The sequence below is a fragment of the Rhodococcus oxybenzonivorans genome, from assembly GCF_003130705.1.
Classification (GTDB): domain Bacteria; phylum Actinomycetota; class Actinomycetes; order Mycobacteriales; family Mycobacteriaceae; genus Rhodococcus_F; species Rhodococcus_F oxybenzonivorans.
On record NZ_CP021354.1, the window covers coordinates 3,780,519 to 3,805,708 of the forward strand.

Sequence of the window (25,190 nt, forward strand, 5' to 3'; positions counted from 1 at the left end):
CCGGCCGAACCAGTCGGCCGGAGAAGCGCACGTCGGATAACGCTGCTACGTCACCCCACTCGAAAAGGGAGATCAGTCACGCGGCTTTTCCCGAAGCTCGTAGGCCTCGATGACGTCACCGACCTTGATGTCGGTGTAGGTGACCGTCAAACCGCACTCGTAACCCTCGCGTACCTCGACGACGTCGTCCTTCTCCCGCTTCAGCGAAGAGATGGTGACGGTCTCGGCGACAACCGTGTTGTCACGCAGCAGCCGGGCCTTTGCATTGCGACGGATGCTACCCGAGGTGACGAGGCAACCGGCAATGTTGCCGACCTTGGACGAGCGGAACATCGCGCGGATCTCCGCCTTGCCCAGCTCGACCTCTTCGTAGATCGGCTTGAGCATGCCCTTGAGGGCCTTCTCGACCTCGTCGATTGCCTGGTAGATCACCGAGTAGTACCGGATGTCGACGCCCTCGCGGTTCGCCAACTCGGTCGCCTTGCCCTCGGCGCGGACGTTGAACCCGATGATGATCGCGTTCGACGCAGCGGCCAGGTTGACGTTCGTCTCGGTGACGCCACCGACACCACGGTCGATGACGCGCAACTGCACCTCGTCGTCGATCTGGATGCCGTGCAGCGCCTCCTCGAGGGCCTCCACGGTTCCGGAGTTGTCACCCTTGAGGATGAGGTTGAGCTGCGACGTCTCCTTGAGGGCCGAATCGAGGTCCTCGAGGCTGATCCGCTTGCGGCTCTTCGCGGCCAGAGCGTTGCGCTTACGCGCATTGCGCCGGTCGGCGATCTGACGGGCGATGCGGTCCTCGTCGACCACGAGCAGGTTGTCGCCTGCACCGGGGACCGATGTGAAACCGACCACCTGCACGGGACGCGAGGGCATTGCCTCGAGTACGTCCTCGCCGTGCTCGTCGACCATCCGGCGCACACGGCCGTAGGCGTCGCCGGCGACGATCGAGTCACCGACCCGCAACGTTCCACGCTGGATGAGCACGGTCGCGACGGGTCCGCGTCCACGGTCGAGGTGCGCCTCGATGGCGACACCCTGTGCGTCCATATCCGGGTTGGCCCGCAGGTCGAGGGCAGCGTCCGCCGTCAACAGCACGGCGTCGAGCAGTGCATCGATGTTGGTGCCCTGCTTCGCCGAGATGTCGACGAACATGGTGTCTCCGCCGTATTCCTCGGCCACCAGCCCGTACTCGGTGAGCTGCTGCCGGATCTTGTCCGGGTTCGCGCCTTCCTTGTCGATCTTGTTCACCGCGACCACGATCGGCACGTCGGCCGCCTGGGCGTGGTTGATCGCTTCCACCGTCTGCGGCATGACGCCGTCGTCGGCGGCGACGACCAGGATCGCGAGGTCGGTGGCCTTGGCACCGCGAGCACGCATGGCCGTGAAGGCCTCGTGACCGGGGGTGTCGATGAACGTCACGAGACGCTCGTTGCCGTCGAGCTCGGTGAGCACCTGGTAGGCACCGATGTGCTGCGTGATACCGCCGGCCTCGCCCTCACGGACATTGGCCTTACGGATAGTGTCGAGCAGGCGGGTCTTACCGTGGTCGACGTGGCCCATGACGGTGACCACGGGCGGACGGGACATGAGGTCCTCTTCGCCGCCTTCGTCTTCACCGTAGGTGAGGTCGAAGCTGTCGAGCAGCTCACGGTCCTCGTCCTCCGGGCTGACGACCTGGACGACGTAGTTCATCTCGCCGCCGAGCAGCTCGAGGGTCTCGTCGTTGACGGACTGGGTAGCCGTCACCATCTCACCGAGGTTGAACAGTGCCTGCACGAGGGCGGCCGGGTTCGCGTCGATCTTCTCCGCGAAGTCCGAAAGCGAAGCACCACGGGCGAGGCGGATGGTCTCGCCGTTGCCACGCGGCAACCGCACGCCACCGACGGCGGGCGCCTGCATGGAGTCGTATTCCTGGCGCTTCTGACGCTTGGACTTGCGACCACGACGCGGGGCGCCACCGGGGCGACCGAACGCGCCCGCTGCTGCACCGCGCTGACCGGGGCGTCCACCGCCACCGGGACGGCCGCGGAAACCACCTGCGGGTGCGCCGCCACCGGGAGCACCGGCACCGGCACCGGGGGCACCGCCACCGCGGTAGCCACCGCCGCCGCCTGCACCGCCGGGACGCCCACCGGGAGCGCCGCCGGGACGGCCGGGACGGCCACCACCGGGTGCGGGACGAGCCGAGCGTGCCGGCATCGCGCCGGGGTTCGGACGCGGAGGCATCGAACCGGGACTCGGTCGAGGACCGCCCTGACCGGGAGCCGGACGAGGTCCGCCCTGACCCGGAGCCGGACGAGGTCCACCCTGACCCGGAGCCGGACGAGGTCCACCCTGACCCGGAGCCGGACGAGGTCCACCCTGACCCGGAGCCGGACGAGGACCGCCCTGGCCCGGAGCGGGTCGAGGAGCACCGGGACGCGGTGCGCCGGGAGCCGGACGCGGCGCCGGGCGCTCGGCCGGAGCCGACGAGTACGGGTTGTTACCGACACGCGGAGGCTTGGGGCCCGGGCGCGGCCCACCCGGCTTTGCGCCGGTGGACGGAGCTGCGGACGCACTGGCGGCCGGAGCCGACGGCGCAGCGGGTGCCGGCGCGGCCGGAGCCGGGCGACCCGGCTTCGGCGCATTGCTGATCGGTGCACTGCTTGTAGGTGCACTGCTTGTAGGTGCACTGCTGCTGGGAGCTGCCGGAGCCGCTGCTGCGGGCGCGGCCGGAGCCTGCGCCGCGGGCGTGGCTGCGGGAGCTGATGCAGCCGGGGCCGCCGGTGCGGGTGCTGCCGGAGCCGGAGCTGCCGGCTTGGGGCCGGGACGGGGTCCGCCCGGCTTGGCCGACGTCGTCGACGGTGCGCTCGGCGCAGGTGCGCCGGGCTTTGCCGCCGGGCGTGCCGCTGAATCGGGCGACGAAGACTTCGGGAACGACTCCCGCAGACGTCGGGCAACGGGCGCCTCCACTGTGGAGGACGCCGACTTCACGAACTCGCCCTGCTCCTTGAGCGTTGCGAGTAGTTCTTTACTTGTGACACCGAGTTCTTTAGCCAACTCGTGCACGCGGGCCTTGCCTGCCACTGCTCTCCTCACTGATGAGGTCGAGCAGGAGGCTCCCCTGAGAGGGGCCCGCACGACCTCGGGTTATCTCCGATGGACGATCATCGCTGGTGCTTCACGGTGTGCTCATGAGTGCTTGTGCCTGTTCTGTTCGAGAGGTACTGCTCTGCGTGTGCGTTCTGCTCGTACCCAATGTTCGATCTCTGACGTATCCACACTTCCGGTGACTCGCAGCGCTCTGCCGAAGGCTCGGCGTCGCTCCGCGAGACTCAGGCAAGCCTGATCGAGGTGCAGCCACGCACCTCGCCCGGGAAGCCTACGTCGTGGGTCGGGAACGAGTATATGGCCTTGCGGCCCACTCTCACTTACCACGACCCTGAGCAGATCGAGAGCCAGCGCGCGCTCTCGACATCCAATGCATGTCCGTACCGGCGAACCGGCACTGGCGCGCGTGAAATCCGAGAGCTCATGCTGAACCATTGACCACTCTACCGCCGACTCGCCCCGATCTCCGCATTCCACGCTCAACGAGTGGTCGCGGCGGGTCCGTCGGCCGACTCCGGGGTGGGCGCCGCATCGCTGCGGATGTCGATCCGCCAACCGGTCAGGCGCGCAGCCAGACGGGCATTCTGCCCTTCCTTGCCGATCGCGAGGGACAGCTGGAAGTCGGGGACGACGACTCGCGCCGCGCGCGCATCCGGATCCACCACTGTGACGGACACCACCTTCGACGGCGACAACGCGTTGCCGACGAACCGGGCGGGATCCTCGTCAAAGTCGATGATGTCGATCTTCTCGCCGGCGAGTTCACTCATCACGTTCCGCACGCGCTGGCCCATCGGGCCGATGCACGCACCCTTCGCGTTGAGTCCCGAGACGCGCGACGCGACGGCGATCTTCGACCGGTGGCCCGCTTCCCGCGCCACGGCGATGATCTCCACCGACCCGTCCGCGATCTCCGGAACCTCGAGCGCGAACAACTTCCGGACGAGATTCGGATGTGTCCGGGACAGGGTGATCTGTGGTCCGCGCTGCCCCCGCGACACCCCCACGACGTAGCACTTGAGACGCTCGCCGTGCTCGTAGGTCTCGCCGGGAACCTGCTCGGCGGGCGGTATCAGCCCCTCGGCACCGTTGGCCTCGCTGCCGATCCGCACGACGACCATGCCTCGGGAATTCGCCCGCGTGTCGCGCTGGATGACACCGCCGACGATCTCACCCTCGTGGGTGGAGTACTCACCGAAGCTCCGCTCGTGCTCGGCGTCGCGCAGGCGCTGGAGGATGACCTGACGCGCGGTGGTCGCCGCGATGCGGCCGAAGCCCTCCGGGGTGTCGTCCCACTCCTCGCCGACCATGTTGCCGTCCGCGTCGACGTCGTGCGCCATCACGCGCACGATGCCGCTTTTCGTATCGACGTCGATCCGCGCATGATTCTTGTGGCCCTCGGTGTGCCGATAGGCCGTCAGCAGCGCCGTCTGGATCGTCGAGATGACGGTTTCGATCGAAATACCTTTGTCAGCCTCGATGGCGCGCAACGCCGCAATGTCGATATTCACTTGTCCAACTCCTCTACTACTTCTTCCTCTTCCGATATATCGGAGTCGGACGGCGACACCCGACCCTCGGGTATTCCACCTGCGAGCTCCAACTCTCGCGGATCGGGCTTCGAAAACTCCACCTGCACAATGGCTTTCTCGATGTCCGACACGGGTACTCGGCGAACCTCCGGCCCGGACCGCGACCCGATCACCACCTCGACTGCGTCGTCGTCCCACCGACCGATCCGGCCCACGACGGTCTCGTTCGGAAGGTCGATGCGCACCTTCCGGCCGCGGGCCCGGCGCCAGTGCCGCTCGTGTGTGAGCGGCCGGTCGATACCGGGAGAGGTGACCTCGAGCGTGTACGGAGTCTCCCCGAAGTCGGGAACCGAGTCGAAGACCTCCGAGATCGTGTGACTCAGGCGCGCCACGGCATCGAGCTCGAGCCCGGCGTCGCTGTCCACCATGATCCGGACCGCGCTGTGCTTGCCCGCAAGGTTGACGGCAACGTCCTCCAAGTCGTAACCCTGGCTGTGCACCAGGTCGGAGATGAGCTCCGTCACCCTCTCCTTGGATGGAACCGGCATCGGGAAAGCTCCTCGTTTCAGTTGTCGTTCGTCGGGCGGGTCGTTCGTCGGAAGTCTGGGGCTGCCGTTTTACGTGCTGGGCGCACGCGGCACCGCTACCCGTTCCGACGGGTTCGGGCATCTAAGAGTAACGCCGATCGGAGGCTTCCGTGACCAGCACCGCTCGCCGATTCCCGGCTTCGCCACCAGACCTGGCACCATGGACCGGTGCTCACGCCCACCGCCTCCCGACCGCCGACGTTCGGCCCGGCCGTGTCCCGGCGCGCCGCTCTCCGGCTCGCAGCAGTCTCCGCCGTCGGCGCCACCGGTGTCGCCCTACTGGCGGGGTGCACCGAGGACACGAACGACCGGGCAGAGGTCGATTCCCTCGTCGCCCAGTCGCAGCTGGCCCGGCGTGATGCCGCAGGCGCTGCGGCCGCGATCGCACTGCTCCCCGACCGCAGCGCCGCGCTCGACCTCGTCCGCGTCCAACGCACCGCGCACGCAGACGCGTTGGATGCCGAAATAGCCCGAGCCGCAGGAACTTATCCGGACGGAACGACGCCAACCACCTCGCCGTCCGCGTCCGCAGCACCGACCGCGCCGGTTCCCCCGCCGACATTAGATCAGCTACGCGCCGAACTCGCCGAGTCCCAGCGCAGTGCAGCTGATTCGGCGCGGACTCTGAGTGGCTACCGCGCCGGGCTGTCGGCGTCCATCAGCGCCGCGTGCGCCACCTACCTGGCGGTGGTGCTGTCGTGACCGCTCCTACCGAGTCCGAGGGGCGGAGTCTCGCCGACGCACTCGCCGCCGAGCATGCCGCAGTATTCGCCTACGGGGTGGTTGCTGCATTCTCCAATCCGGTTCGTGCGGATCAGGTGGCTGCCGGCGCCGCTGGCCACCGTGCACGCCGCGACGCCCTGGTCGACACGTTGACGGCCGCAGAGTTGACGGCCCCGGCCGCCGAGGCGGGTTACACCCTGCCGTTCCCGGTCACCGACCCTGTCTCGGCGGCCCAGCTCGCCGCACGAGTAGAGGCCGATACCGCCATCGCCTGGCGCGCTGTCGTCGAGCACGGCGAGACGGAGGACACGCGGTCGCTGGGTGTCGCCGGGCTGACGGAGTCGGCGATCCGGGAAGCGGGCTGGCGTCTCGCGCTCGGAACAGACCCCACGACAGCGGTCTTCCCCGGCCAACCGTAACCGCGTACAGGCCCCGACGATCCGGTTCCCGGCCACCGGGATGCGCACACCCACGCGGCTCGTTCTCGGCCTAGCGTCTCAGCCAGGCCACTGGTGGAACGAGAGGACGACGGCGTGGACGATCGCTCGATGGAACGGCGTCTGGACGATCTCGAGAGGGTCGAGGCCATCAAGGCGCTGAAGTACCGGTACTGGCGCGCCTGTGACGGAAAGGACCCGGACGCGTTCCGGGCCTGCTTCGTCTCGTCGGGCGCGTCGATCGACTTCGGCGTCCTCGGCCGGTTCGACGACGCTGACCGCATCACCCAGGTGTTCACGGACATTGCACTACGGGAAGTGGACGGTCGGCCGGTCATCCTCGACATGCATCACGGCTTTCATCCCCACATCGAGTTGCACGGCGAGACCGAGGCGTCCGGCGCGTGGACGCTGGCCTTCCGTCAGATCGATCTGCTCCACGGTACGGAGACGGTGTCCTCCGGCGAGTACGACGACGACTATCGGGTCGAGAACGGTGAATGGCGAATGTCGCGGTGCCACTACAGCGTGAGATGGTCGATAACCCGTCCGCTCACTTCGGACACGGTGGTGGTGCAGTGACCGCCCGCGTTGCCTTGGTCACCGGTGCGAGCCGCGGCGTCGGCAAGGGTGTAGCCACGGCTCTGGGCGCGGCGGGATGGACGGTGTACCTGACCGGCCGGGGCCCCGCACCGGAAGGCAGCCCACTGGTTGCCGCTGCCGAGACGGTCTCCGACTCCGGCGGCACCGGAGTCGCCGTTGCGTGCGATCACCGGAACGACGCCGACGTGCGGACCCTGTTCCGGCGCATCGCCGACGAGCAGGGTGGCCGGCTCGACCTGCTGGTCAACAACGTGTGGGCGAGTCCGCGAGGGTTCGGGGGATTCAGCACTCCCTTCTGGGAGCGTCCGCTCGACGACTGGGACTCCCTCATCGGCGTCGGATTGCGGGCCCACTACGTTGCGTCCGTGGAGGCTGCCCGGCTGATGGTTCCCCGGCGCCGCGGCCTGATCGCCAACATCTCGTCGTTCGGCACCCGGAGCCACCTTCATTCCGTCCTCTACGGCATGTCGAAGGCGGGGCTGGACAAGATGGCCAGTGACATGGCCGTCGAGCTGGCGCCGCACGACGTGCGGACGGTGTCCCTGTGGCCGGGGATCGTCCGGACGGAGATGATCCTCGCCAGCGGTGTCGACAGCATCGCGGGATTTCCTGTCGCGGACGCCGAGTCACCGCAGTTCGTCGGTCAGGTGATCTGCGGGCTCGTCGACGATCCGTCCCTTCCCGACCGCAGCGGTCACACCTTCGTGACCGCGGAACTCGCGCGCGAGTACGGAATCACCGACACGAACGGCCGCACCCCGCCGTCCCACCGGGCGGCGTTCGGCGGCGGGCCCGTCTTCTGACCCGCTGCTGTCGATGCGGCGACACCGCAAGCACCCCGCCGCACTTGATCTTGCTCAGCACACCCGCGGCGGGGCAGGATAGGAACGTGCCGAAGGGTTGTCGCCGTGGACCGAGACACTGAATCTCGTCTGAGCTATTCCGATCGGGAAGGTCACCACCACACCGTGGACCTCTCCCTCGAATCGCCGCGCGTCACCATCGGACGATCGCCGGGTTCCGACCTCCCCCTCACCGAAGACGATGAGGTGTCACGACTCCACGCCGTGGTCGAATGCGTGGGCTCGCACTGGACCATTCTCGACGACGGACTGTCCCGTAACGGCACCTTCGTCAACGGCGAACGCCTCGCCGGACGGCGGCGACTACGGCAGGGCGACAGCATCCGCATCGGTGCCACCCGCATCCGCTATCAAGAGTTCGGCGGCGGACCCGACGAGGCAACCCAAATGGGCACCGACATGCCCGATGTCCGGTCTCTCACGGAGACGCAGCGCGGCGTGCTCACGGCGTTGTGCCGGCCCTACAAGCACGGTGCCGCCTTCGCGAATCCGGCGTCGAATCAACAGATTGCCGAGGAGCTCTTCTTGAGCGTCGATGCGATCAAGACGCACTTGAGGACGTTGTTCGCAAAGTTCGGGGTCGGGGATCTGCCGCAGAATCAGAAGCGCGTTCGCCTGGCGGAGCGGGCGATGCGCAGCGGCATCATCAACGAACGCGATCTCTGATCAGCCGACCGCCATCAGTTCACGGCCGGAGGCGGCGGGCGCGGTGTGCGCAATCCGCTCGACCAGCCCGATGATCGCGGCTGCCACATCGGCCGCACGTTCGAGAATGACGGAGTGTCCCGCCCCGTCGACACTGACCAATTGCGATGCGGGCAGCAGCGACGCCATGGCAGCAGAGTGCTGGAACGGTGTGAGCATGTCCACCGAGCCGCAGAGGACCAACGACGGGATATGCGCGAGAGCCGCGAGGGAGGCACGCTCGTCGAAGCCGAGCAGCGATTCGAGGAAGCTGGACATCGTCACCACGGAGGTCGTGTTGACCATGGCGGCCACCAGAGCGGCGAGCCGCGGGTCGACGGGCCGGTTACGTGCCTCCGCCGCTTTCGCCAGTGCAGTGCCGACTGTCCGGCCGAGCTTTTTCGATCCGTGCACGACCCGCGGCGCCCGCCGGACAGCGCTGCGAAGCAACGACACTGCCGGACTGCGCAGATGGCGGGCGAGGCCCGCCTCGGCGAGATCGTATGCGGCGGTCGATATCAGGGCCATCCCGACGATCCGCGAACCGATCGTGTGCGGATTCTGCCGCGCATACGACAACGCGGTCATTCCGCCCATCGAGTGTCCGACGAGAACGATCGGACCCCGGGGCGCCACCGCGTTCAGCACCGAACCGAGATCGCGACCGAGTTGGTCGATGGTATACGTCGACGCAGGGGCTTCTCCGGACTCGCCGTGCCCGCGATGATCGTAGAAGACCATGCGCACCTCGTTGCGCCAGAAGCGGACCAACTGCTTGCGCAGCGCCCACCAGGATTCGGTGCGGAGGCAATGCCCGTGGACGAACACCACCGTGGTCGGCGCATCGGGTGACCCGAACTCTCGCACCGCAAGAGGAATCCCGTCTTCGGTCCGGACCGTGAGCCGGCGACCATCGTGCTCGGATGAAACCGGGGTGTTCGACATGAGGGCCTCCTCGGTATCTTCGCTCGGGACGGGTGGAGTGTTACCGCTCCTCGACTGATGTCCACCTTGCCGTCCGGCAACCGAACCCTCCAGCACCCTCAGAGGTGGCGCTCGCCCCCTGAAGGTGTCGTCATTTACACCCTTGGTGGGGATGACGACGTGGCGAAGCCCCCTCGGAGAGGGGGCTTCCGGGACAATCGTCCACGCCGCTCGATCAGCTCGAGTCACCACCCGCGGGACCGGCTTCGATCGTCCGATGCTCACCGGCACCGAGGCTGGATACTTCGATCCGGCGCGGCTTCGCCCGTTCGGCGACCGGGATGGTCACACTCAGCACCCCGTTCTCGTACGACGCCGAAATCTTTTCGGAGTCGATACCTTCGCCGAGCGAAAGCTGCCTCCGGAATGTACCGGTGAACCGTTCCGAGGCGATCCACTGCACGTTCTCCTCGGATTGAGCGCTCCGATGAGCCGTCAGCGTGAGCGTCCCGTTGTCGACACTGACGTCGACCGATCCCGGATCGACACCGGGCAGGTCGGCGTGCAGAACATAGTGGTCGTCGACCTTGTACAGATCCATCGGCATGAATCGCGGCACCCGGGCGGAACCGACCGGAGAGCCGAGCATGCTCTTCGTCATGGATTCGAGATCACTGAAGGGGTCGAAGCGAAGCACAGCAACACACCTCCCACGTCTCCAACGGTGCCCGCCACCGCGGCGGACATCCACCATCACTGCGCACTTGAAAATTTAGCACTCGTCACCCGAGAGTGCCAGCATGAATCTGTGCGGAAAATCGGCACCCGCTGGTGCCGGTCCACCGCGAAAACGGCACCCGCCGAGCGCAACCCGCGTCTGCGGCATTCCACGTGAATATCGGCGAGTGTCTCTGCCACACCAGAATGCACTGCCTACACCACCGAGGCCAGCCACCCTGGGATGGCCATTCCCGCACCCCTGCCGCACGACCGACGTCGCCACCACCGACCGTCGAAGGCCGGACCAACCCCTACGGGCTCATCTCGTAGGCGCCGTCGTAACTCTCCACCTGCGTCCACACTCGCGAGAATCGCTCCGCGTCCACGACCGGACGCCGGATCGCACCGAGCGCCCACTTCTGCTGCCCTTCGGTCGCGGACGACTTTCCGTGCAGCGCAACGGCGTAGCCGGAGAAGTCCCGAATCTGGAAATGGAAGATCTGGTCGATCAGTTCGCGATCCAGGTGAAGGATGTCCGCCTGCTCGAGGATCAGCTGCCCGTAGACGACGAGCGAGAACAGGTGACCGAGGTCGAGGAGGAAATCGAGATCCTTCTGCTGCGCCGCATCGGGCGGAGCGGTGGTGAGCAGTTCCCGCAACGCCGTTGCCTGCTCGTAGAACCGGGCAACGTTGGGAATGTCCGAGTGCGCCTCGTATGCCTTCGTCCAATCGTGGAACCGGATCTTGCCCGCGCCGCGGGTCGGGCCCTGAGCCCAGAAGAAGGTGTCGTCGACGGCGTCGAGCCGGGTGCCGATCTCCGGGTACTCCGCGGGGTTGAGCAGGTAGCTCGGCATGAACTTCAGAATGAGTCCGACGTTGACGTGCACGGTGCCCTCGAGCTTCGGCAGTGTGCCGATCAGCTGAGCCGCCTCCCGGAAGTAGGTGTTCTTCTCGTACCCTTTCGCCGCGATCACGTCGTGCAGTAGCGCGATCACCTTCTCCCCTTCGGAGGTGACCTTGGCCTTCGTCATCGGGTTGAACAGCAGGTACCGGCGATCGTCGAGACTCGCGCTGCGGAAATAGTCGACTGCGCGGGCACTGAACAGCTTCATCGCGATCAACCGGCTGTAGGCGTCGACGAAGTTCCCGCGCACATGCGGAAAGTCGGTGACCGGGTTGCCGTACAGGACCCTGTTGTGGGCATGGGTGATCGACTCGTAGAACGCGTGCTCGGAGATTCCGATCGACCCGGTGCACAGATTGAACTTCCCGACATTGACGGTGTTCAGCGCCGCCTCGAACGCAGCCACGCCGGTGTGCAGGATGTCTTCCTCGCGCACCGGATACTCCTCGAGCCGGAAGGTGCTGACGTACATCTGCCCGTGCACCACGTTGCCCGCGAGGTGGTAGGCGGGATGCCTGCTGTCGGCGACGAAGAAGACGTACCCGTCGCTGCCCTCGACGTCGGTGCGGCGCCCGAACACCGACACCATGCCGGCGACGTTGCCGTTGCCGATGTAGTACTTGTCGCCGGTCGCGGTAAAGGCGAGGTCCCGGTCCGGAGAGGGTGTGAGAAGCATGTCCGTCGAGTAGACGTCGGCGCCGTGTGCCTTCTCCGACAGACCGAAACCCAGCACCCCGCCCTCGTCGAGGAGTCGGGCGGCGCGTTCCTTCGCCGCCCGGTTCGCACTCATCCAGATCGGACCGAGCCCCAGTACTGTCACCTGCCACGCGTACCAGTACGCCAGCCCGTAGAACCCGAAGATTTCGCTCAGCGCGGCGTTGCGCGCGGCGTCCCAGCGCTTGTCCGGGTTGCCGTCCGCGAGTTCGGCAGGAGTCAGAAAGGTCGCGAACAGCTTCTCCCGTTTCACGAACTCGAGGAATTCGGCCGGCCATACCGCCCCGAGATCGTCCTCGAGCAGCCTCTTCTTGCCCCGCGCTTCGAACCAGTCGATCAGCGACCGCAGTTGCCGTCGCGTCTCGGGGTCGAAATGCTCGGGGTCGTAGGAAGTCGGCTCGAACAGCAGGGAGTTCGTCACAGCGGGCCTTTCGTCCGGACGTGTCAGGCCAAGCTAACAGTCGAGACGAAAGGCGCGCGGCGATTTGATCAGCCCCTGACGGTCTGCACGATCTCGCTCAGCGCGGACTCGGCGGCAACCTCACGGCTCTCGCCGGTGAAGCGATCGCGGACCTCCACCTTTCCCTCACCCCAGCCGCGCCCGACCACCACGACCAGTGGCACGCCGAGCAGCTCGGAGTCCTTGAACTTCACGCCGGGCGAAGCCTTACGGTCGTCGAGAATGACCTCGAGTCCGGCCTTGTCGAGTTGTGCCGCGAGCCCCTCCGCGCCCTCACGCGCGGTGTCGTCCTTGTTGGCGATCACTACGTGCACGTCGGCGGGAGACACCTCCGCCGGCCAGCGCAAACCCTTGTCGTCGTGGTGCTGTTCCGCGATCACGGCGACGAGGCGGGACACGCCTACACCGTAGGAGCCCATCGTGGGCCGGACCGGCTTGCCGTTCTCGCCCAGAACGTCGACGGAGAACACATCCGTGTACTTGCGACCGAGCTGGAAAACGTGGCCGATCTCGATGCCACGGGCAGCCACCAGGGCACCGGCGCCGTCCGGCGACGGGTCCCCGTCTCGAACCTCCGCCGCCTCGATGGTGCCATCTGGGGTGAAGTCGCGGCCGGCGACGAGACCCACCACGTGCTTACCCTGCTCGTCGGCGCCGGTGATCCAGCTCGTGCCGTCCACCACCCGGGGGTCCACGAGGTAGCGAACACCGTTCTCCTGCAGAGCCTTCGGTCCCATGTACCCCTTCACGAGGAACGGGTTGGCCTCGAAATCGGTCTCCGTGAGCATCTCGAACTCCGCCGGCTCCAAGGACGCACCGAGGCGCTTGTCGTCGATCTCCCGGTCACCGGGGATGCCGATTCCGAGCAACTGCCACTTGCCGCCGGGCTGCCGGGTCTTGACCAGGATGTTCTTCAACGTGTCGGCGGCCGTCACGGTCCGGCCGAGGTCGGCCCCGTTGGCCCAGTCGACGAGCGTCGCGATGGTCGGTGTGTCCGGCGTGTCGTGCACCTGCGCGGGAGGAAGCCCGTCGAAGGGAATGGGCTCGGGCGCCAGTGTCTCGACCGCTTCGACGTTGGCGGCGTAGCCCGACTCGAGGCAGCGGACGTAGGTGTCCTCGCCGATCTCGCTCTCCGCCAGGAATTCTTCGGACGCACTTCCGCCCATAGCGCCCGAAGTGGCCGACACGATCACATACTTCACACCGAGACGGGTGAAGATCTTCTCGTAGGCGTCCCGGTGGGCCTGATATGAGGCGATGAGACCGTCATCGGTGAGGTCGAAAGAGTACGAGTCCTTCATGATGAATTCGCGACCACGGAGAATCCCGGCGCGGGGGCGCTCCTCGTCGCGATATTTGGTCTGCACCTGGTAGAGGGTGACCGGGAAATCTTTGTAGGAGTTGTACTCACCCTTGACGGTGAGGGCGAACAACTCCTCGTGAGTGGGGCCCAGCAGATAGTCGCCGCCCTTGCGGTCCTTGAGGCGGAAGAGCCCGTCGCCGTACTCGGTCCAGCGGTTGGAGGCCTCGTAGGGTTCGCGCGGCAGAAGCGCAGGCAGGGAAATCTCCTGGCCGCCGATCGCGTTCATCTCTTCCCGCACCACCCGCTCGACCTCACGCAGCACGCGCAAACCCAACGGCAGCCACGAGTACACACCGGGAGCGATACGCCGTACGTAGCCGGCACGGACCAGCAGCTTGTGGCTCGGGACCTCGGCGTCGGCGGGGTCGTCACGCAAGGTGCGGAGGAACAGGTGGGAGAGGCGGGTAATCACGGGTCATCAGAATAGTCCGCTGGTAGCCGCACCACTGCGTCGGCACGGCTTCGGCATCGATGAAAGGGGCGATCGGTAGGGTCTCCACCGTGCTGGTGTTGCTTCCTCCCTCAGAAACCAAGTCCGATGGTGGCGCCGACGCCCCCCTCGACCTGGCCGAGCTGTCCATGCCGCAGCTCACCGACACTCGAGAGGTGCTGGTGTCGGCGCTGGTGGCTCTCGCCGCCGATGCGGAGGCGTCGCAGGAGGCACTGGGCCTCGGCCCGACGCAGGCCGACGAGATCGAGCGGAACGCCAAGCTGTGGGTGTCGCCGACCCGGCCGGCGTTGGAACGATATACCGGTGTCCTGTTCGACGCGCTCGACGCGAAGTCGTTCACCAAGGCACAGAAGTCGAAGGCGCTCTCGCGCCTCGCGATGGGATCGGCACTGTTCGGCGCGGTGCGCGCGGGTGACCTGATCCCCGCCTACCGGTTGTCCGGCGGGTCGAAGCTGCCCGGTCTGGGGACCCTCCGGTCGTTGTGGAAGCCGGAGTTGAGCCGGGCAATCACCGCGGAAGCGGATGGCCTCGTCGTCGATCTGCGATCCGGGACGTATCAGCAGCTCGGCCCGATTCCGGATGCGGTGATCGCCACCGTGCTCACCGAGAAGCCGGACGGCACCCGCACCGTCGTGAGCCATTTCAACAAACACCACAAGGGGCTGCTCGCCCGCGCACTCACCCTTTCCCGCGCCGAACCCCAGGACGTGCGCGGCGTCGCCCGCGTGGCGGCGAAGGCCGGACTCCGCGTCGAGGTCGCCTCGAAGCGGGAGTTGATCATCCTCACCGACTAACCCCTGTGAGTACTTGTCAACCGCGGGCGGTTAACAAGTACTCACAGGGGGTCTACTCCGGTTTGACGGCCAGGACGGGCTTGCGGCAGGACAGCAGCAGGCGTTGCGCAGTGCTCCCCATCAGCAGCTTCCCGACGGGGGTGCGGTCGCGGATACCGATGACGAGCAGCTCGGCGGTCGGTGCTGTCGTCGCCTCGATGATGACGTCGACTACCTCGTCGCCGACGATTTGCCGGACCTCGTGTTCGACACCGCTGTCGGCGAGCTTCTCTTCCAGTTTCTGCAGCTGCGTGTGGTCGGCGAACGACTGATCCGCAAGAGCGTCGCCCTTCGAGGAGTTGATCACCACCAGCGACGTCTGGCGCAGCCGTGCTTCTGCGAGGCCGTGGTCGAGGGCTGCCTCTCCGTACCGGTCCGGGGTGTAACCGACGACGATCATGCGTGCGCCTTCTCTCTGGTGTCGGGGGAGTCGTCGGCGGACGGTCCCTCCGGGAAGTCGAGTGTGGGGACGGGAAGCCGCGAACGGACGAACTTCGCGACGAGCGGGGCGAGAAGCAGAAGCGCGATGATTACGTAGACGATGATTGCCACCGGCTCGGTGAACAGACTCCCCCAGTCGCCGCCACCGAGTTGCAGACTCTGCCGCAGTTGCCGTTCGATGCGCGGACCGAGGATGACACCGATGATCAGTGGCAGCACGGGCAATCCGAATCTGCGCATCATCAGACCCATCAGGCCGAAGACCAGGAGCAGCGCCAGGTCCAGCCACTGGAGGTTCACGGCGAAGGCGCCGAGTGCAGCGAAGAACAAGATGCCCGCATACAGGTAGGGGCGCGGGGTGCGGAGCAGCTTGGCCCACAGCGGCGCGAGAGGCAGGTTCAGGACGAGCAGGAGGAAGTTGCCGATGAACAGGCTGGCGATCAACGTCCAGATGAGGAGCGGTTCCTTCTCGAACAGGGTCGGTCCCGGCTGGATCCCGTACGAGACGAAGGCGGTGAGCATGACAGCCGCGGTCGCGTTGGTGGGCAGACCGAGCGACAGCATGGGCACGAGCGTGCCCGCCGCGGAGGCGTTGTTGGCCGCCTCGGGGCCCGCGACCCCTTCGATGGCGCCATTGCCGAATTCGTCCTTGTGCTTCGAGAGCTTCTTCTCGGTGATGTAGGACAGGAAGGTGGGGAGTTCGGCGCCACCGGCGGGGAGTGCCCCGAACGGGAATCCGTACGCGGTCCCTCGCAGCCATGGCTTCCACGACCGCTTCCAGTCCTTCTTCCCCATCCACGGCCGGCCGACCGGAATGACCTCGGCCGGCCGGCGGCGCAGGTGCGCCGCCACCCAGAGGGCTTCACCCAGCGCAAAGACTGCGACTGCCACGACGACGATATCGATGCCGTCGGACAGCTGCGGAATCCCGAATGTGGCGCGCGGTTGCCCGGTGAGGAAATCGATCCCGACCAGCCCGATCGCGAGCCCGAGCAGGAGGGAGATGCATCCACGAAGCTTCGAGCTTCCCAGCACCGCGGTGACGGCAACGAGGGCCAGCAGCATGATAGCGAGATAAGAAGGGGCGCCCAAGGTTACAGCGAAACTCGAGACCGCGGGGGCGAAGAGTACGAGCAGCATCGTGCCGATCGATCCGGCGACGAAGGAACCGATCGCCGCGGTCGCCAGAGCCTGCGCCGCTCGTCCTGCTCTGGCCATCTTGTTGCCTTCGATGGCCGTGATCACCGAGGACGACTCCCCCGGGGTGTTCAGCAGAATGGATGTGGTCGAGCCGCCGTACATTCCGCCGTAGTAGATGCCGGCGAACATGATGAAGGCGGCGCTCGGACTGACGTTGTAGGTGACGGGGAGCAGGAGCGCCACGGTCATGGCGGGGCCGATGCCGGGAAGGACGCCGACGGCGGTACCGAGCAGGACGCCCAGGCATGCGTAGAGGAGGTTCATCGGGGTGGCTGCCTGCTCGAACCCCTGCAGCAGCCAGTTCAGATTGTCCATGTCAGAGAATTCCGTCCAGAATGCCTGCGGGCAGCGGGATTCCGAGCCCGACGTAGAACGCGTAGAAGCTACCGAAGCCAAGCACCGCGCCGATGGCGATGTTGCGTACCCAGTGACGGCTGCCGAGAATCGTTGCCGCCCCGGCGAAGAGGAACGTTCCGGTGATCGCCCATCCGAGGAAGTCGATCAGCGCGATGGTGGCGGCGAACAGACCGACGAGCAGCCCTACCGTTCGCCAGTCACTCGACGAATCGAGGTCGACGTCCTCGCCCCCGTCGGCCTCCCCCGTGGAGCCGCGCAGGATCGCGACAGCGAGGATCGCGGTGAGGACGAGCAGCCCGATGCCCACCGCCAGCGGAAACAGCCGCGGCCCGACCGGGTCCACCTTCGCGAACCCGGCGCTGAGGGTCAGTGCGTCGACGATGAGAAACACGCCCACCGTGAGCATGACCGCACAGACGATGAACTGCGCCAGGTCCCGTTTGCGTGGCGCCGGGGCCACGTCGGGGGCGCCGGCGGGCGGTGGCACGGGCGTGGTCATGCCAACCCCAGTTCGGACAGGGTGGACGAGACCCGCTCGTCCTGGTCGCGTAGGAACTGCTCGAAATCCGGTCCCGTCATGAAGGCGTCACTCCAACCGTTCTTCACCAGGGCCTCCTTCCATTCGGGTGTGTCGTGCAACTTCTCCAACGCTTCCACCATGTCGGCCCGGGCACTGTCCGAAAGGCCAGGGGGCGCAAGGACTCCACGCCAGTTGGTGAAGGTGAGATCGATTCCCGCCTCCGACAGCGTCGGCGCATCGACGCCCTCGATTCGTTCGCTACCCGACACCGCGAGCACGCGCACCTGACCGGCTTCGATCTGGTCGACGTACTCCCCCAGCCCCGAGGTGCCTGCGGTGATCTTCTGTCCGAGCAGCGCCGTCAACAGGTCACCTCCACCGTCGTAGGAGACGTAGTTCACCGCATTGGGATCCACCCCTACCGCGCGGGCGGTCTCCATCGGGAACAGGTGGTCCGGCCCGCCCGGTGACGATCCGCCGCCGATCGTGACCGAGGCCGGGTCGGCCCGCCACGCCGCGACGAAGTCGTCGATGGTGCGCAGCGGCGAATCCGCAGGAACCAGAATGCCTTCCTGCTCTTCCACCACCTTCGCCAATGCGGTCGCGTCGGACACGCGGGCGGACGACCCGTTGGTGTAACCGGCACCGACGACTCCGAGACCCATCATCATCATGAGATCGTCGTTGCCCGACTCGTTCATCAGTCGAGCCATGGCGACCGTTCCGCCTGCACCGATGACGTTGAAGACCTCGACTCGGCCGGTAATGTCCTGATCTTCCATGATCTTCACCGCAGTCCGCGCGGTGAGGTCGTAGCCGCCGCCGGGGCTGTTCGGAACCATCATCCGCACCCTGTGCAAGCCCTCGTCCTCGCCACGGGTAACTCCGCACCCGGCCACGAGAAGGCCTACGAGCGCCAGCAGGAGCACCGCGCGTACGCTGCTTCCGCCACCTGTTCTCGCCATCGTTCCCCATTTCGCCATCGATGTGATCTTCGGCAATACTGTCCCCATTGGTGACGCACGTCACCTATGCGAACGAAATGGAACTTAAGTTCATTGTGGTCACCACGTCACCCCAGAGTGCGAAGTCTTGCCGGGCAGGTCCTGCTGCTCCAGCTGGTGGTCGTCGGCGTCGTCCTTCTCGCGGTCGCTGCCGTCTCGGTTCACCAATCGACGGTGGAGTTTCGCGAATTGCAGGGCCAGCGCATGATCGCCGTGGCCGAGAACGTCGCCTCGACCCCGGTGGTGCGTGACCGCCTCTCGGACCCGTCGGTCGAGCGGGTCCTCGCCCCTGAAGTGGATCGGGCAGTCAATCTGTCGGGCGCGACACTGGCGGAGATCGTCACACCCGAAGGGGTGACGGCAGTGTCCTCCGACCCCACCCGGATCGGGCTGCCCGCGGAACTCGGCGGCAGCGACGTGCTGACCGGCCGCGCCTGGTCGGGTGATGTCGTGGTCGACGACCGGCGCGCCATCGTCGGCCACGTTCCTATCCTCACGGCCACCGGTGATGTCCTGGCAGCAGTGTCGGTCAGCGACGACTACCCGTCGACCTGGGCCCTGCTCAGCAGTGCCGGTGCGCGCCTGCTCCTCTACCTCGGTATCGGCGCCGGGCTGGGACTTCTCGGTTCGTGGCTCCTCTCACGCAGAATCAAGACACACACCCGGGGGCTGGAGATCGCCGAGATCGCCAGTCTCGCCGACCACCGGGAGGCCCTGCTTCACAGCATCCGTGAGGGCGTAGTGGCGGTGAACACCGACGGCATCATCACGCTCCTCAACGACAGCGCCCAGGAACTACTCGACCTCAGCGGTGACGTCGTCGGCAGGCATGTCGACGACGTCCCACTCGACCCGGGCGTCCGCCGGTATCTCCTCACCGGCGAGGACGGCCGTGACGTGGTGCTCTCGACGTCCTCGCGCATGCTGGCGCTCAGCCGGCGGGCCGCTACCAGCCAGGGCCACAAGATCGGCACCGTCACCACCATGCGCGACAGCACCGAGCTCGCGTCGATGCAGAGCCAGCTGTCGTCCCACAAGAGCGTCACCGACACGCTGCGCGCGCAGACGCACGAATTCGCCAACCAGTTGCACACCATCTCGGGACTCACGCAGCTCGGTGACTACGACGCCGTCACCGAATTCGTCGGAACGCTCACTCGACGCCGCGCAGAAATCAGCGACGCTGTGACGCAAAGGATTTCCGATCCCGCCGTGGCCGCCCTCCTGATCGCGAAGACCTCGTTGGCGGCGGAGACCGGAGTGTCTCTGACACTGGAGCCCGATTCACGCCTGCACGCACTCGACCCCGAACTCGCGACCGACGTCATCACCGTCGTCGGAAATCTCATCGACAATGCCGTCGACGTGTCCGAAGGCGGACCGCACGCGACGATATCGATTCGAATCACGGACGGCGACGGCATTTTGATCGAGGTCGCCGACTCGGGCCCCGGGGTACCCGAGTCGATGCGCGAGGAAATCTTCTCCCGGGGAGTCACGTCCAAGACAGGGGTGCCAGGCGGTCGCGGGATCGGGCTGGCCCTGGTGCGACTGGTCAGCGCGCAGCACGGCGGATTCGCATCGGTGTCGGACGCGCCCGGCACCGGAGGCGCTTTGTTCACCGTCCACGTTCCCCGTAGTTAGACTCTCCGACCATGACCGTTCGGCGGAACGATGTATGAGGTGCTGGTCGTCGACGACGACTTCATGGTCGCGGAGATACACCGCCGGTTCGTCGACAAGACGCCGGGGTTCACCACCGTCGCAGTCGCGCGGACCGCGGCCGACGCCCTCGATGCCGTGCGCTCCCGTCGGCCGGATCTCGTGCTTCTCGACGTGTACTTGCCGGACATGTCCGGACTCGATGTCCTCCAGTCCCTCCGGGCGGAGGGAAATCCGGTCGGCGTGATCATGATCACGGCTGCGCGCGAGATCGACACCGTCAGCCGGGCGCTGCACGGCGGCGCCTCCGACTACCTGGTGAAACCGTTCGAGTACGCCCACCTGCAGGAGAAGCTCGAGAACTTTCGGCGACGGGCACGGGCACTCGAATCGCAATCCGGCGCGGATCAGTCGTTGATCGACTCCCTGTTCGGCAGCGCAGGCAAGAACGCCGACCCGGGCCGCCTCCCCAAGGGGCTCAGCGTCGAAACCGGCAAGTTGGTCCTCGACATCGTGCAGGAGCGGGGCGAGTTGTCGTCCATGGAATGCGCCGAGCTCGCGGGACTGTCCCGGGTGAGCGTGCGCAGGTACCTCGAGCATTACCTGGCCGAGGGTTTACTCGAAGTACGCCTCGAGTACGGGGGCGCGGGCAGACCTGTTCGCCGGTACCGGCCCGTTCGCCACTGAGGCAGTCCGGCATCAGGACGGCATCAGGACAGTGGGCCGTGGCCGCCGCTACCCCACCGGCGTGCCCGCGTCGGCGGACACCTCGTAGGCTGCGATGTCGAAACGCTGTGTCTGGCGGCGGAATTTGAAGGTGAAGTCGGGCCACAGTGTGGTGTTGTTGCCGTGCCGATCGAGGTACCAGCTGGCGCATCCGCCCGTCATCCAGACGCTGTTCGACAGCTTCTCCTGAAGGTCCCGGTTGTAATCGTCCTGAACCTCCTTGCGGACCTCGACCGTGCGAATTCCGTTCTGCTCCAACGCCGCAATAGCATCAGCGACGTAGTTGATCTGTGATTCGATCATGTACACCATCGACGTGTGGCCGAGCCCCGTGTTGGGTCCGACGAGAAAAAACATGTTGGGGAAGTTGGCGACAGTCGCGCCCTTGTAGGCCTGCATACCGGCCTCACCGAAAACCTGCGCCAGACTGCGTCCGTCCCGCCCGAAGATGACCTCGAACATCGGTGAATCCGTCACCTGGAATCCGGTCGCGATGACGATGGCATCCACCGAACGCACGGTGCCGTCCCTCGTCACCACCGCATGCTCTCGTATCTCCGCGATCGGGTCGGTGACGAGTTCGACGTCGTCCCGGTCGAGGGCCGCGTAGTAGTCGTTGGAAATCAGCATTCTCTTGCAGCCGATCCGGAAGTTCGGAGTGACCTTCTCACGCAGGGCCGGGTCCTTGATCTCTGTCCGGATCTTCATGCGCGCCAGCCACTCCAGCGGTTTCATGAAGACGGGCGCCTTGGCAAGACCGACCACCTGCACTTCCCGGCCTCCGTAGATTGCGGCGCGGAGCAGTCGCTGGACGCCGGGCACGTGGTGGAAGGCCCACCGCTCGATCCGGGTATAGGCCCGGTCGAATCGCGGCAGCAACCAGGGGGCGGTGCGCTGATACACGTCCAGGTGTTGCACCTGGTCGACGATGGCAGGAACGATTTGAATTGCCGATGCTCCCGTGCCGATCACTGCAACGCGTGTGCCGGTGAGGTCGGCATCGTGATTCCATTGCGCCGAGTGGAAGATCTCGCCGTCGAATACTTCGATCCCGGGAATGCTCGGCAGAGAGGGCTCGGCCAGCGCCCCGAACGCGCAGATCACGGTGTCCGCCGAGAAGTGGCCGCGGCTGGTGGTGAGCTCCCACCGCGAGACGCCGCGATTCCAGCGGGCCTCGGTCACGTCGCAATCGAAGACGTGCTTTCCGAGGACGTTGTACTGACGCGCAACCCTGCGAATGTAGTGCTGGATCTCCGGTTGTGCCGAAAACGAACGTGACCATTCGGGGTTGAGTGCGAACGAGTAGGAGTACAGGTGCGAGGGCACGTCACAGGCGGCGCCGGGATAGGTGTTGTCGCGCCACGTGCCCCCGACGTCACTGTCCCGCTCGAGGACGAGGAAATCCTCCCGCCCGTCCTTGCTCAGTCGTATAGCCGCACCGAGTCCCGCGAAACCACTGCCGATGATCACCGTGCGAACGTGCCGCACGCTGTCCTCCGGAACGACGCCGACCGCTGCAGTGTCTGTTACCCGGTCATCCATATAAATGACCCTAGACAGTTACAGAACCCAGGCACAACGATTACGGATCTTTTCGCCCGCACGCCCCAGGGAGGGAAAGTCAGGACTGCTGCGCTGCCTTCTCGGCCGCTTGCGCCTGCGCAACCTGTTGCGGAGTGAACCGGATGAACAGTGCCGCCAGCCCGGCGATCAGGGCACAGACGGCGCTGCCTACCAGGGCGAAGGTGTAGCCCTCACCGAGCGCAGTGATCTGCGCCGGCGTCATGTCGCCGATCTTGCCCGACACCCCACCGAGGGACAGCGTGCGGGACGTCGCCATCGCCCCGATGAGAGCGAGGGCGAGCGGGCCGCCGAGCGTCTGCGCGACCTGAGCGATGGCGGCCACCGGTCCGATCTCGGTTTCCGGTACTCCCGCGATGGCGCACAGAGGAAGCGGAACAACGGCAAGTCCGACGCCGAAACCGATTCCCACGACCGGCACGAACAGGTTGGCCGGATACGTCGCCGACGCGTCCAGGGTGGAACCGTAGAGCAGGCCCACCACCATGATGGCCGCCCCAGCGATCACCAGCCAGCGCGGCTGGATGCGGACGGCGAGTTTCGACGCCACGAAGGCCGCGGCTCCCAGACCGAACGCGAACGGGATGAAGGCCAGGCCCGCTTCGAGTGGGCTGTAACCGAGGATGTCCTGGACGAACAGCGCCACGAAGGCGGCGACCGTGAACATCACGGCGCCTGCGAAGAAGATGGCGACGAAGGTGGCCACCCTGTTCTTGTCGGTGAACAGCGAGAAGGGAAGCAACGGGTTGTCGGCGGTGCGCTCGACGTATAGGAACGCGACGAACAGCAGCAGACCCGCGATGAGCGCACCGATCACGAAGGGACTGGTCCACCCCAGTTCCGGCCCCTCGGTGAGAGCGAACACCACACCGGTTGCCGCGACCGTCGCCAGAACGGCGCCCGGTACGTCGAGCGCCAGGCGCTCACCGGCCGTCTCCTTCAACGACGTGAAGGCGAACAGCACGATGACCACACCGATCGGCACGTTGATGAGGAAGATCAGCCGCCACGACACTTCGGTGAGTGCACCGCCGATGATCAGTCCCGCGATCGATCCGATCCCCGTCATTGCAGCGAAGATCGCGATGGCCTGGTTGCGCGCGGGACCGGCGGCGAACGTCGTGGCCACCAGGGCCAGCGCGGTGGGCGAGGCCACCGCAGCACCCACACCCTGCAGGAAGCGGGCACCGATCAGCATGAATTCGTTGACCGCGAGGCCGCACAACAAGGAGGCGACGGTGAAGAGCGCGACGCCGCCGATGAACATCTTCTTGCGGCCGAAGGCGTCCCCCAGCCGGCCCCCGAGGAGCATGAGCCCACCGAACGCCAAGGCATAGGAGGTCAGCACCCAGTTACGGCCGCTGTCGGTGAGACCGAGGTCTGCCTGCAGGGGAGCCAGGGCCAGGTTGGCGACGGTCCCGTCGAGGACCACCATCATCTGCAATCCACTGAGGACGATGATGGCGAGACCCAGCACACGGGTCGCCGCGGCCGGGACCGCTGGGGCATCTGCCGCAGAGTTCACTGAAGCAGATTTCGGCACTCGGGAATCAGACACGAGCGTTCACGTTACCCAGCGTCCACGCTAAACCCTGCCACCGGTCCGATGACCACGATGGCGGGCGGCCGAATCTGCTCTTCCTTCACCCGGGCCGCGACACTCTGCAGATCCGCGCGGAGCGTGCGCTGAGTACGCAGTGTGCCCTCCTGGATGACGGTGACCGGGGTGTCCACGGGCCGGCCGCCCGCCATCAGGACCGTGGCGAACGCGTCGATGCGTTCGACGGCCATCAGCAACACGATGGTGCCCTTCAGCCGCGCCAGCGCCGACCAGTCGACGAGAGAATCGGGGTGGTCGGGAGCCACATGACCGCTCACGACCACGAACTCGTGGGTGACTCCTCGGTGGGTCACCGGAATTCCGGCGGCCGACGGGACCGAGATCGCGCTGGTGATACCGGGGACGACCGTGACGGGGACGCCTGCTGCCGCGCACGCCTCGAGCTCTTCGTACCCCCGTCCGAACACGTAGGGGTCGCCGCCCTTCAGACGAACCACGAACTTGCCCGCCTTGGCGTTGTCGATCAGGGCAGCGTTGATGGCTTCCTGCGCCATCGCGCGGCCGTACGGAATCTTCGCAGCATCGATCACGTCGACATCGGGACCGAGTTCGGCCAAAAGCTCCGGCGGCGCCAGGCGATCGGCCACCACGACGTCGGCGCGCGACAGCAGTCGGCGGCCACGGACGGTGATGAGGTCGGGATCACCGGGACCTCCGCCTACCAGCGCCACACCGGCAGCGGGCGCCTCGTCGGTGTCGGGAACGACTCCGGACTGCAGGCCCTCCACCAGGGCGTTTCTCACAGCCGCGGAGCGGCGGTGATCGCCGCCCGCCAGCACACCGATGCTCAAGCCGTCGTAGCCCGCGCTGGCCGGGGTGACGGCCGTGCCGTACCGGGCGTTGTCTGCCCGGACACAGAACACCCTGTTCCGTTCGGCCTCGGCGACGATCGTCGCATTGGTGTCGGGTTCGTCCGTGCAGGCGATGGCGTACCAGGCGCCGTCGAGGTCACCGTCCCGGTAGTCGCGCAATTCCAGGGTGATCTGCCCGGACGTCGCCATCCCCTCGACCGCGGGAGTGACGGCGCGGCTGATCAGATGCACGCGTGCTCCCGATGCGATGAGCAGGCCCAGTCGACGCTGTGCGACGCTTCCGCCACCGATCACGACCACACGGCGATCGGTTAAATTGAGGCCGACCAGGTAGTTGGTCTCGTCTCCGGTGGCGGCAGTCACGCGCTATCC

The 25,190-nt window shown here is 66.4% G+C and carries 23 protein-coding genes; 8 read left to right on the forward strand and 15 right to left on the reverse strand.

Annotation, left to right across the window (positions count from 1 at the left end; all coding sequences use genetic code 11):
* Positions 1–72 precede the first annotated feature (72 nt).
* The 4 genes from infB to rimP all read right to left on the reverse strand — a co-directional run bounded on the left by infB (position 73) and on the right by rimP (position 5,176).
* On the reverse strand, positions 73–3,072 hold the full coding sequence (infB, locus tag CBI38_RS17790) for a translation initiation factor IF-2 (protein WP_109330829.1): 3,000 nt from the start codon (positions 3,070–3,072) through the stop codon (positions 73–75).
* Positions 3,073–3,177: 105 nt separating this feature from the next.
* The gene (locus CBI38_RS17795; protein ID WP_109330831.1) at positions 3,178–3,531 is read right to left on the reverse strand and encodes a YlxR family protein; all 354 of its coding nucleotides are present in this window, start codon (positions 3,529–3,531) and stop codon (positions 3,178–3,180) included.
* Positions 3,532–3,575: 44 nt separating this feature from the next.
* Positions 3,576–4,607, reverse strand: coding sequence for a transcription termination factor NusA (gene nusA / locus CBI38_RS17800; protein WP_109330833.1), 1,032 nt, complete (start codon positions 4,605–4,607; stop codon positions 3,576–3,578).
* A complete protein-coding gene (rimP, locus tag CBI38_RS17805) occupies positions 4,604–5,176 on the reverse strand; it encodes a ribosome maturation factor RimP (protein ID WP_109330835.1) in 573 nt (190 codons plus the stop codon). Before rimP ends, nusA begins: the two co-directional genes overlap by 4 nt.
* 207 nt (positions 5,177–5,383) lie before the next feature.
* Between rimP and CBI38_RS17810 the strand changes: the two genes are divergently transcribed.
* The 5 genes from CBI38_RS17810 to CBI38_RS17830 all read left to right on the forward strand — a co-directional run bounded on the left by CBI38_RS17810 (position 5,384) and on the right by CBI38_RS17830 (position 8,507).
* The gene (locus CBI38_RS17810; RefSeq protein ID WP_109330837.1) at positions 5,384–5,917 is read left to right on the forward strand and encodes a hypothetical protein; all 534 of its coding nucleotides are present in this window, start codon (positions 5,384–5,386) and stop codon (positions 5,915–5,917) included.
* The gene (locus tag CBI38_RS17815) at positions 5,914–6,357 is read left to right on the forward strand and encodes a ferritin-like domain-containing protein (RefSeq protein WP_109330839.1); all 444 of its coding nucleotides are present in this window, start codon (positions 5,914–5,916) and stop codon (positions 6,355–6,357) included. The genes CBI38_RS17810 and CBI38_RS17815 overlap by 4 nt, the downstream gene beginning before the upstream one ends.
* Before the next feature lie 114 nt (positions 6,358–6,471).
* Complete coding sequence (locus CBI38_RS17820; RefSeq protein WP_109330841.1) at positions 6,472–6,957, forward strand: nuclear transport factor 2 family protein; 486 nt, start codon at positions 6,472–6,474, stop codon at positions 6,955–6,957.
* Positions 6,954–7,781: an SDR family NAD(P)-dependent oxidoreductase gene (locus CBI38_RS17825; RefSeq protein ID WP_109330843.1), complete on the forward strand. Its 828-nt coding sequence runs from the start codon at positions 6,954–6,956 to the stop codon at positions 7,779–7,781. The genes CBI38_RS17820 and CBI38_RS17825 overlap by 4 nt, the downstream gene beginning before the upstream one ends.
* A 105-nt stretch (positions 7,782–7,886) precedes the next feature.
* Entirely contained in the window at positions 7,887–8,507 is a 621-nt protein-coding gene (locus CBI38_RS17830; protein ID WP_109330845.1) for an FHA domain-containing protein, read from the forward strand.
* Here the strand turns inward: CBI38_RS17830 and CBI38_RS17835 are convergent, their stop codons facing one another.
* The 4 genes from CBI38_RS17835 to CBI38_RS17850 form a co-directional block, all read right to left on the reverse strand.
* Positions 8,508–9,470, reverse strand: a complete 963-nt coding sequence (locus CBI38_RS17835; RefSeq protein WP_109330847.1) for an alpha/beta fold hydrolase — start codon at positions 9,468–9,470, stop codon at positions 8,508–8,510.
* A gap of 214 nt (positions 9,471–9,684) precedes the next feature.
* On the reverse strand, positions 9,685–10,146 hold the full coding sequence (locus CBI38_RS17840; RefSeq protein ID WP_109330849.1) for an Hsp20/alpha crystallin family protein: 462 nt from the start codon (positions 10,144–10,146) through the stop codon (positions 9,685–9,687).
* A 334-nt stretch (positions 10,147–10,480) separates the two neighbouring features.
* Positions 10,481–12,208, reverse strand: coding sequence for an acyl-CoA dehydrogenase family protein (locus CBI38_RS17845; protein WP_109330851.1), 1,728 nt, complete (start codon positions 12,206–12,208; stop codon positions 10,481–10,483).
* 68 nt (positions 12,209–12,276) lie between these two features.
* Positions 12,277–14,022, reverse strand: a complete 1,746-nt coding sequence (locus tag CBI38_RS17850; protein WP_109330853.1) for a proline--tRNA ligase — start codon at positions 14,020–14,022, stop codon at positions 12,277–12,279.
* 89 nt (positions 14,023–14,111) lie between these two features.
* Between CBI38_RS17850 and yaaA the strand changes: the two genes are divergently transcribed.
* Positions 14,112–14,855: a peroxide stress protein YaaA gene (gene yaaA / locus CBI38_RS17855; RefSeq protein ID WP_109330855.1), complete on the forward strand. Its 744-nt coding sequence runs from the start codon at positions 14,112–14,114 to the stop codon at positions 14,853–14,855.
* Between the two features lie 52 nt (positions 14,856–14,907).
* Here yaaA and CBI38_RS17860 read toward each other — a convergent pair whose 3' ends face one another.
* From CBI38_RS17860 to CBI38_RS17875, 4 genes are read right to left on the reverse strand one after another with little or no spacing between them, the layout of a single operon-like run.
* The gene (locus CBI38_RS17860; RefSeq protein WP_109330857.1) at positions 14,908–15,294 is read right to left on the reverse strand and encodes a universal stress protein; all 387 of its coding nucleotides are present in this window, start codon (positions 15,292–15,294) and stop codon (positions 14,908–14,910) included.
* The gene (locus tag CBI38_RS17865) at positions 15,291–16,850 is read right to left on the reverse strand and encodes a tripartite tricarboxylate transporter permease (protein WP_109330859.1); all 1,560 of its coding nucleotides are present in this window, start codon (positions 16,848–16,850) and stop codon (positions 15,291–15,293) included. Before CBI38_RS17865 ends, CBI38_RS17860 begins: the two co-directional genes overlap by 4 nt.
* A gap of 1 nt (position 16,851) precedes the next feature.
* Positions 16,852–17,391: a tripartite tricarboxylate transporter TctB family protein gene (locus CBI38_RS17870; RefSeq protein WP_109330861.1), complete on the reverse strand. Its 540-nt coding sequence runs from the start codon at positions 17,389–17,391 to the stop codon at positions 16,852–16,854.
* On the reverse strand, positions 17,388–18,377 hold the full coding sequence (locus CBI38_RS17875; protein ID WP_109335172.1) for a Bug family tripartite tricarboxylate transporter substrate binding protein: 990 nt from the start codon (positions 18,375–18,377) through the stop codon (positions 17,388–17,390). Before CBI38_RS17875 ends, CBI38_RS17870 begins: the two co-directional genes overlap by 4 nt.
* Before the next feature lie 66 nt (positions 18,378–18,443).
* On the opposite strand from CBI38_RS17875, the gene CBI38_RS17880 reads away from it, so the two are divergent.
* A complete protein-coding gene (locus CBI38_RS17880) occupies positions 18,444–20,060 on the forward strand; it encodes a sensor histidine kinase (RefSeq protein ID WP_109330863.1) in 1,617 nt (538 codons plus the stop codon).
* 30 nt (positions 20,061–20,090) lie between these two features.
* The gene (locus tag CBI38_RS17885; protein ID WP_109330864.1) at positions 20,091–20,765 is read left to right on the forward strand and encodes a response regulator; all 675 of its coding nucleotides are present in this window, start codon (positions 20,091–20,093) and stop codon (positions 20,763–20,765) included.
* Positions 20,766–20,813: 48 nt separating this feature from the next.
* On the opposite strand, the gene CBI38_RS17890 is transcribed toward CBI38_RS17885, so the two are convergent.
* From CBI38_RS17890 to cobA, 3 genes are all read right to left on the reverse strand, one after another.
* Positions 20,814–22,346 (reverse strand): flavin-containing monooxygenase, encoded by a 1,533-nt coding sequence (locus CBI38_RS17890; protein WP_109330866.1) that lies wholly within the window; start codon positions 22,344–22,346, stop codon positions 20,814–20,816.
* Between the two features lie 79 nt (positions 22,347–22,425).
* Entirely contained in the window at positions 22,426–23,823 is a 1,398-nt protein-coding gene (locus CBI38_RS17895) for an MFS transporter (RefSeq protein ID WP_230990244.1), read from the reverse strand.
* Between the two features lie 131 nt (positions 23,824–23,954).
* A complete protein-coding gene (gene cobA / locus CBI38_RS17900) occupies positions 23,955–25,181 on the reverse strand; it encodes a uroporphyrinogen-III C-methyltransferase (RefSeq protein WP_109330870.1) in 1,227 nt (408 codons plus the stop codon).
* Positions 25,182–25,190 lie beyond the last annotated feature (9 nt).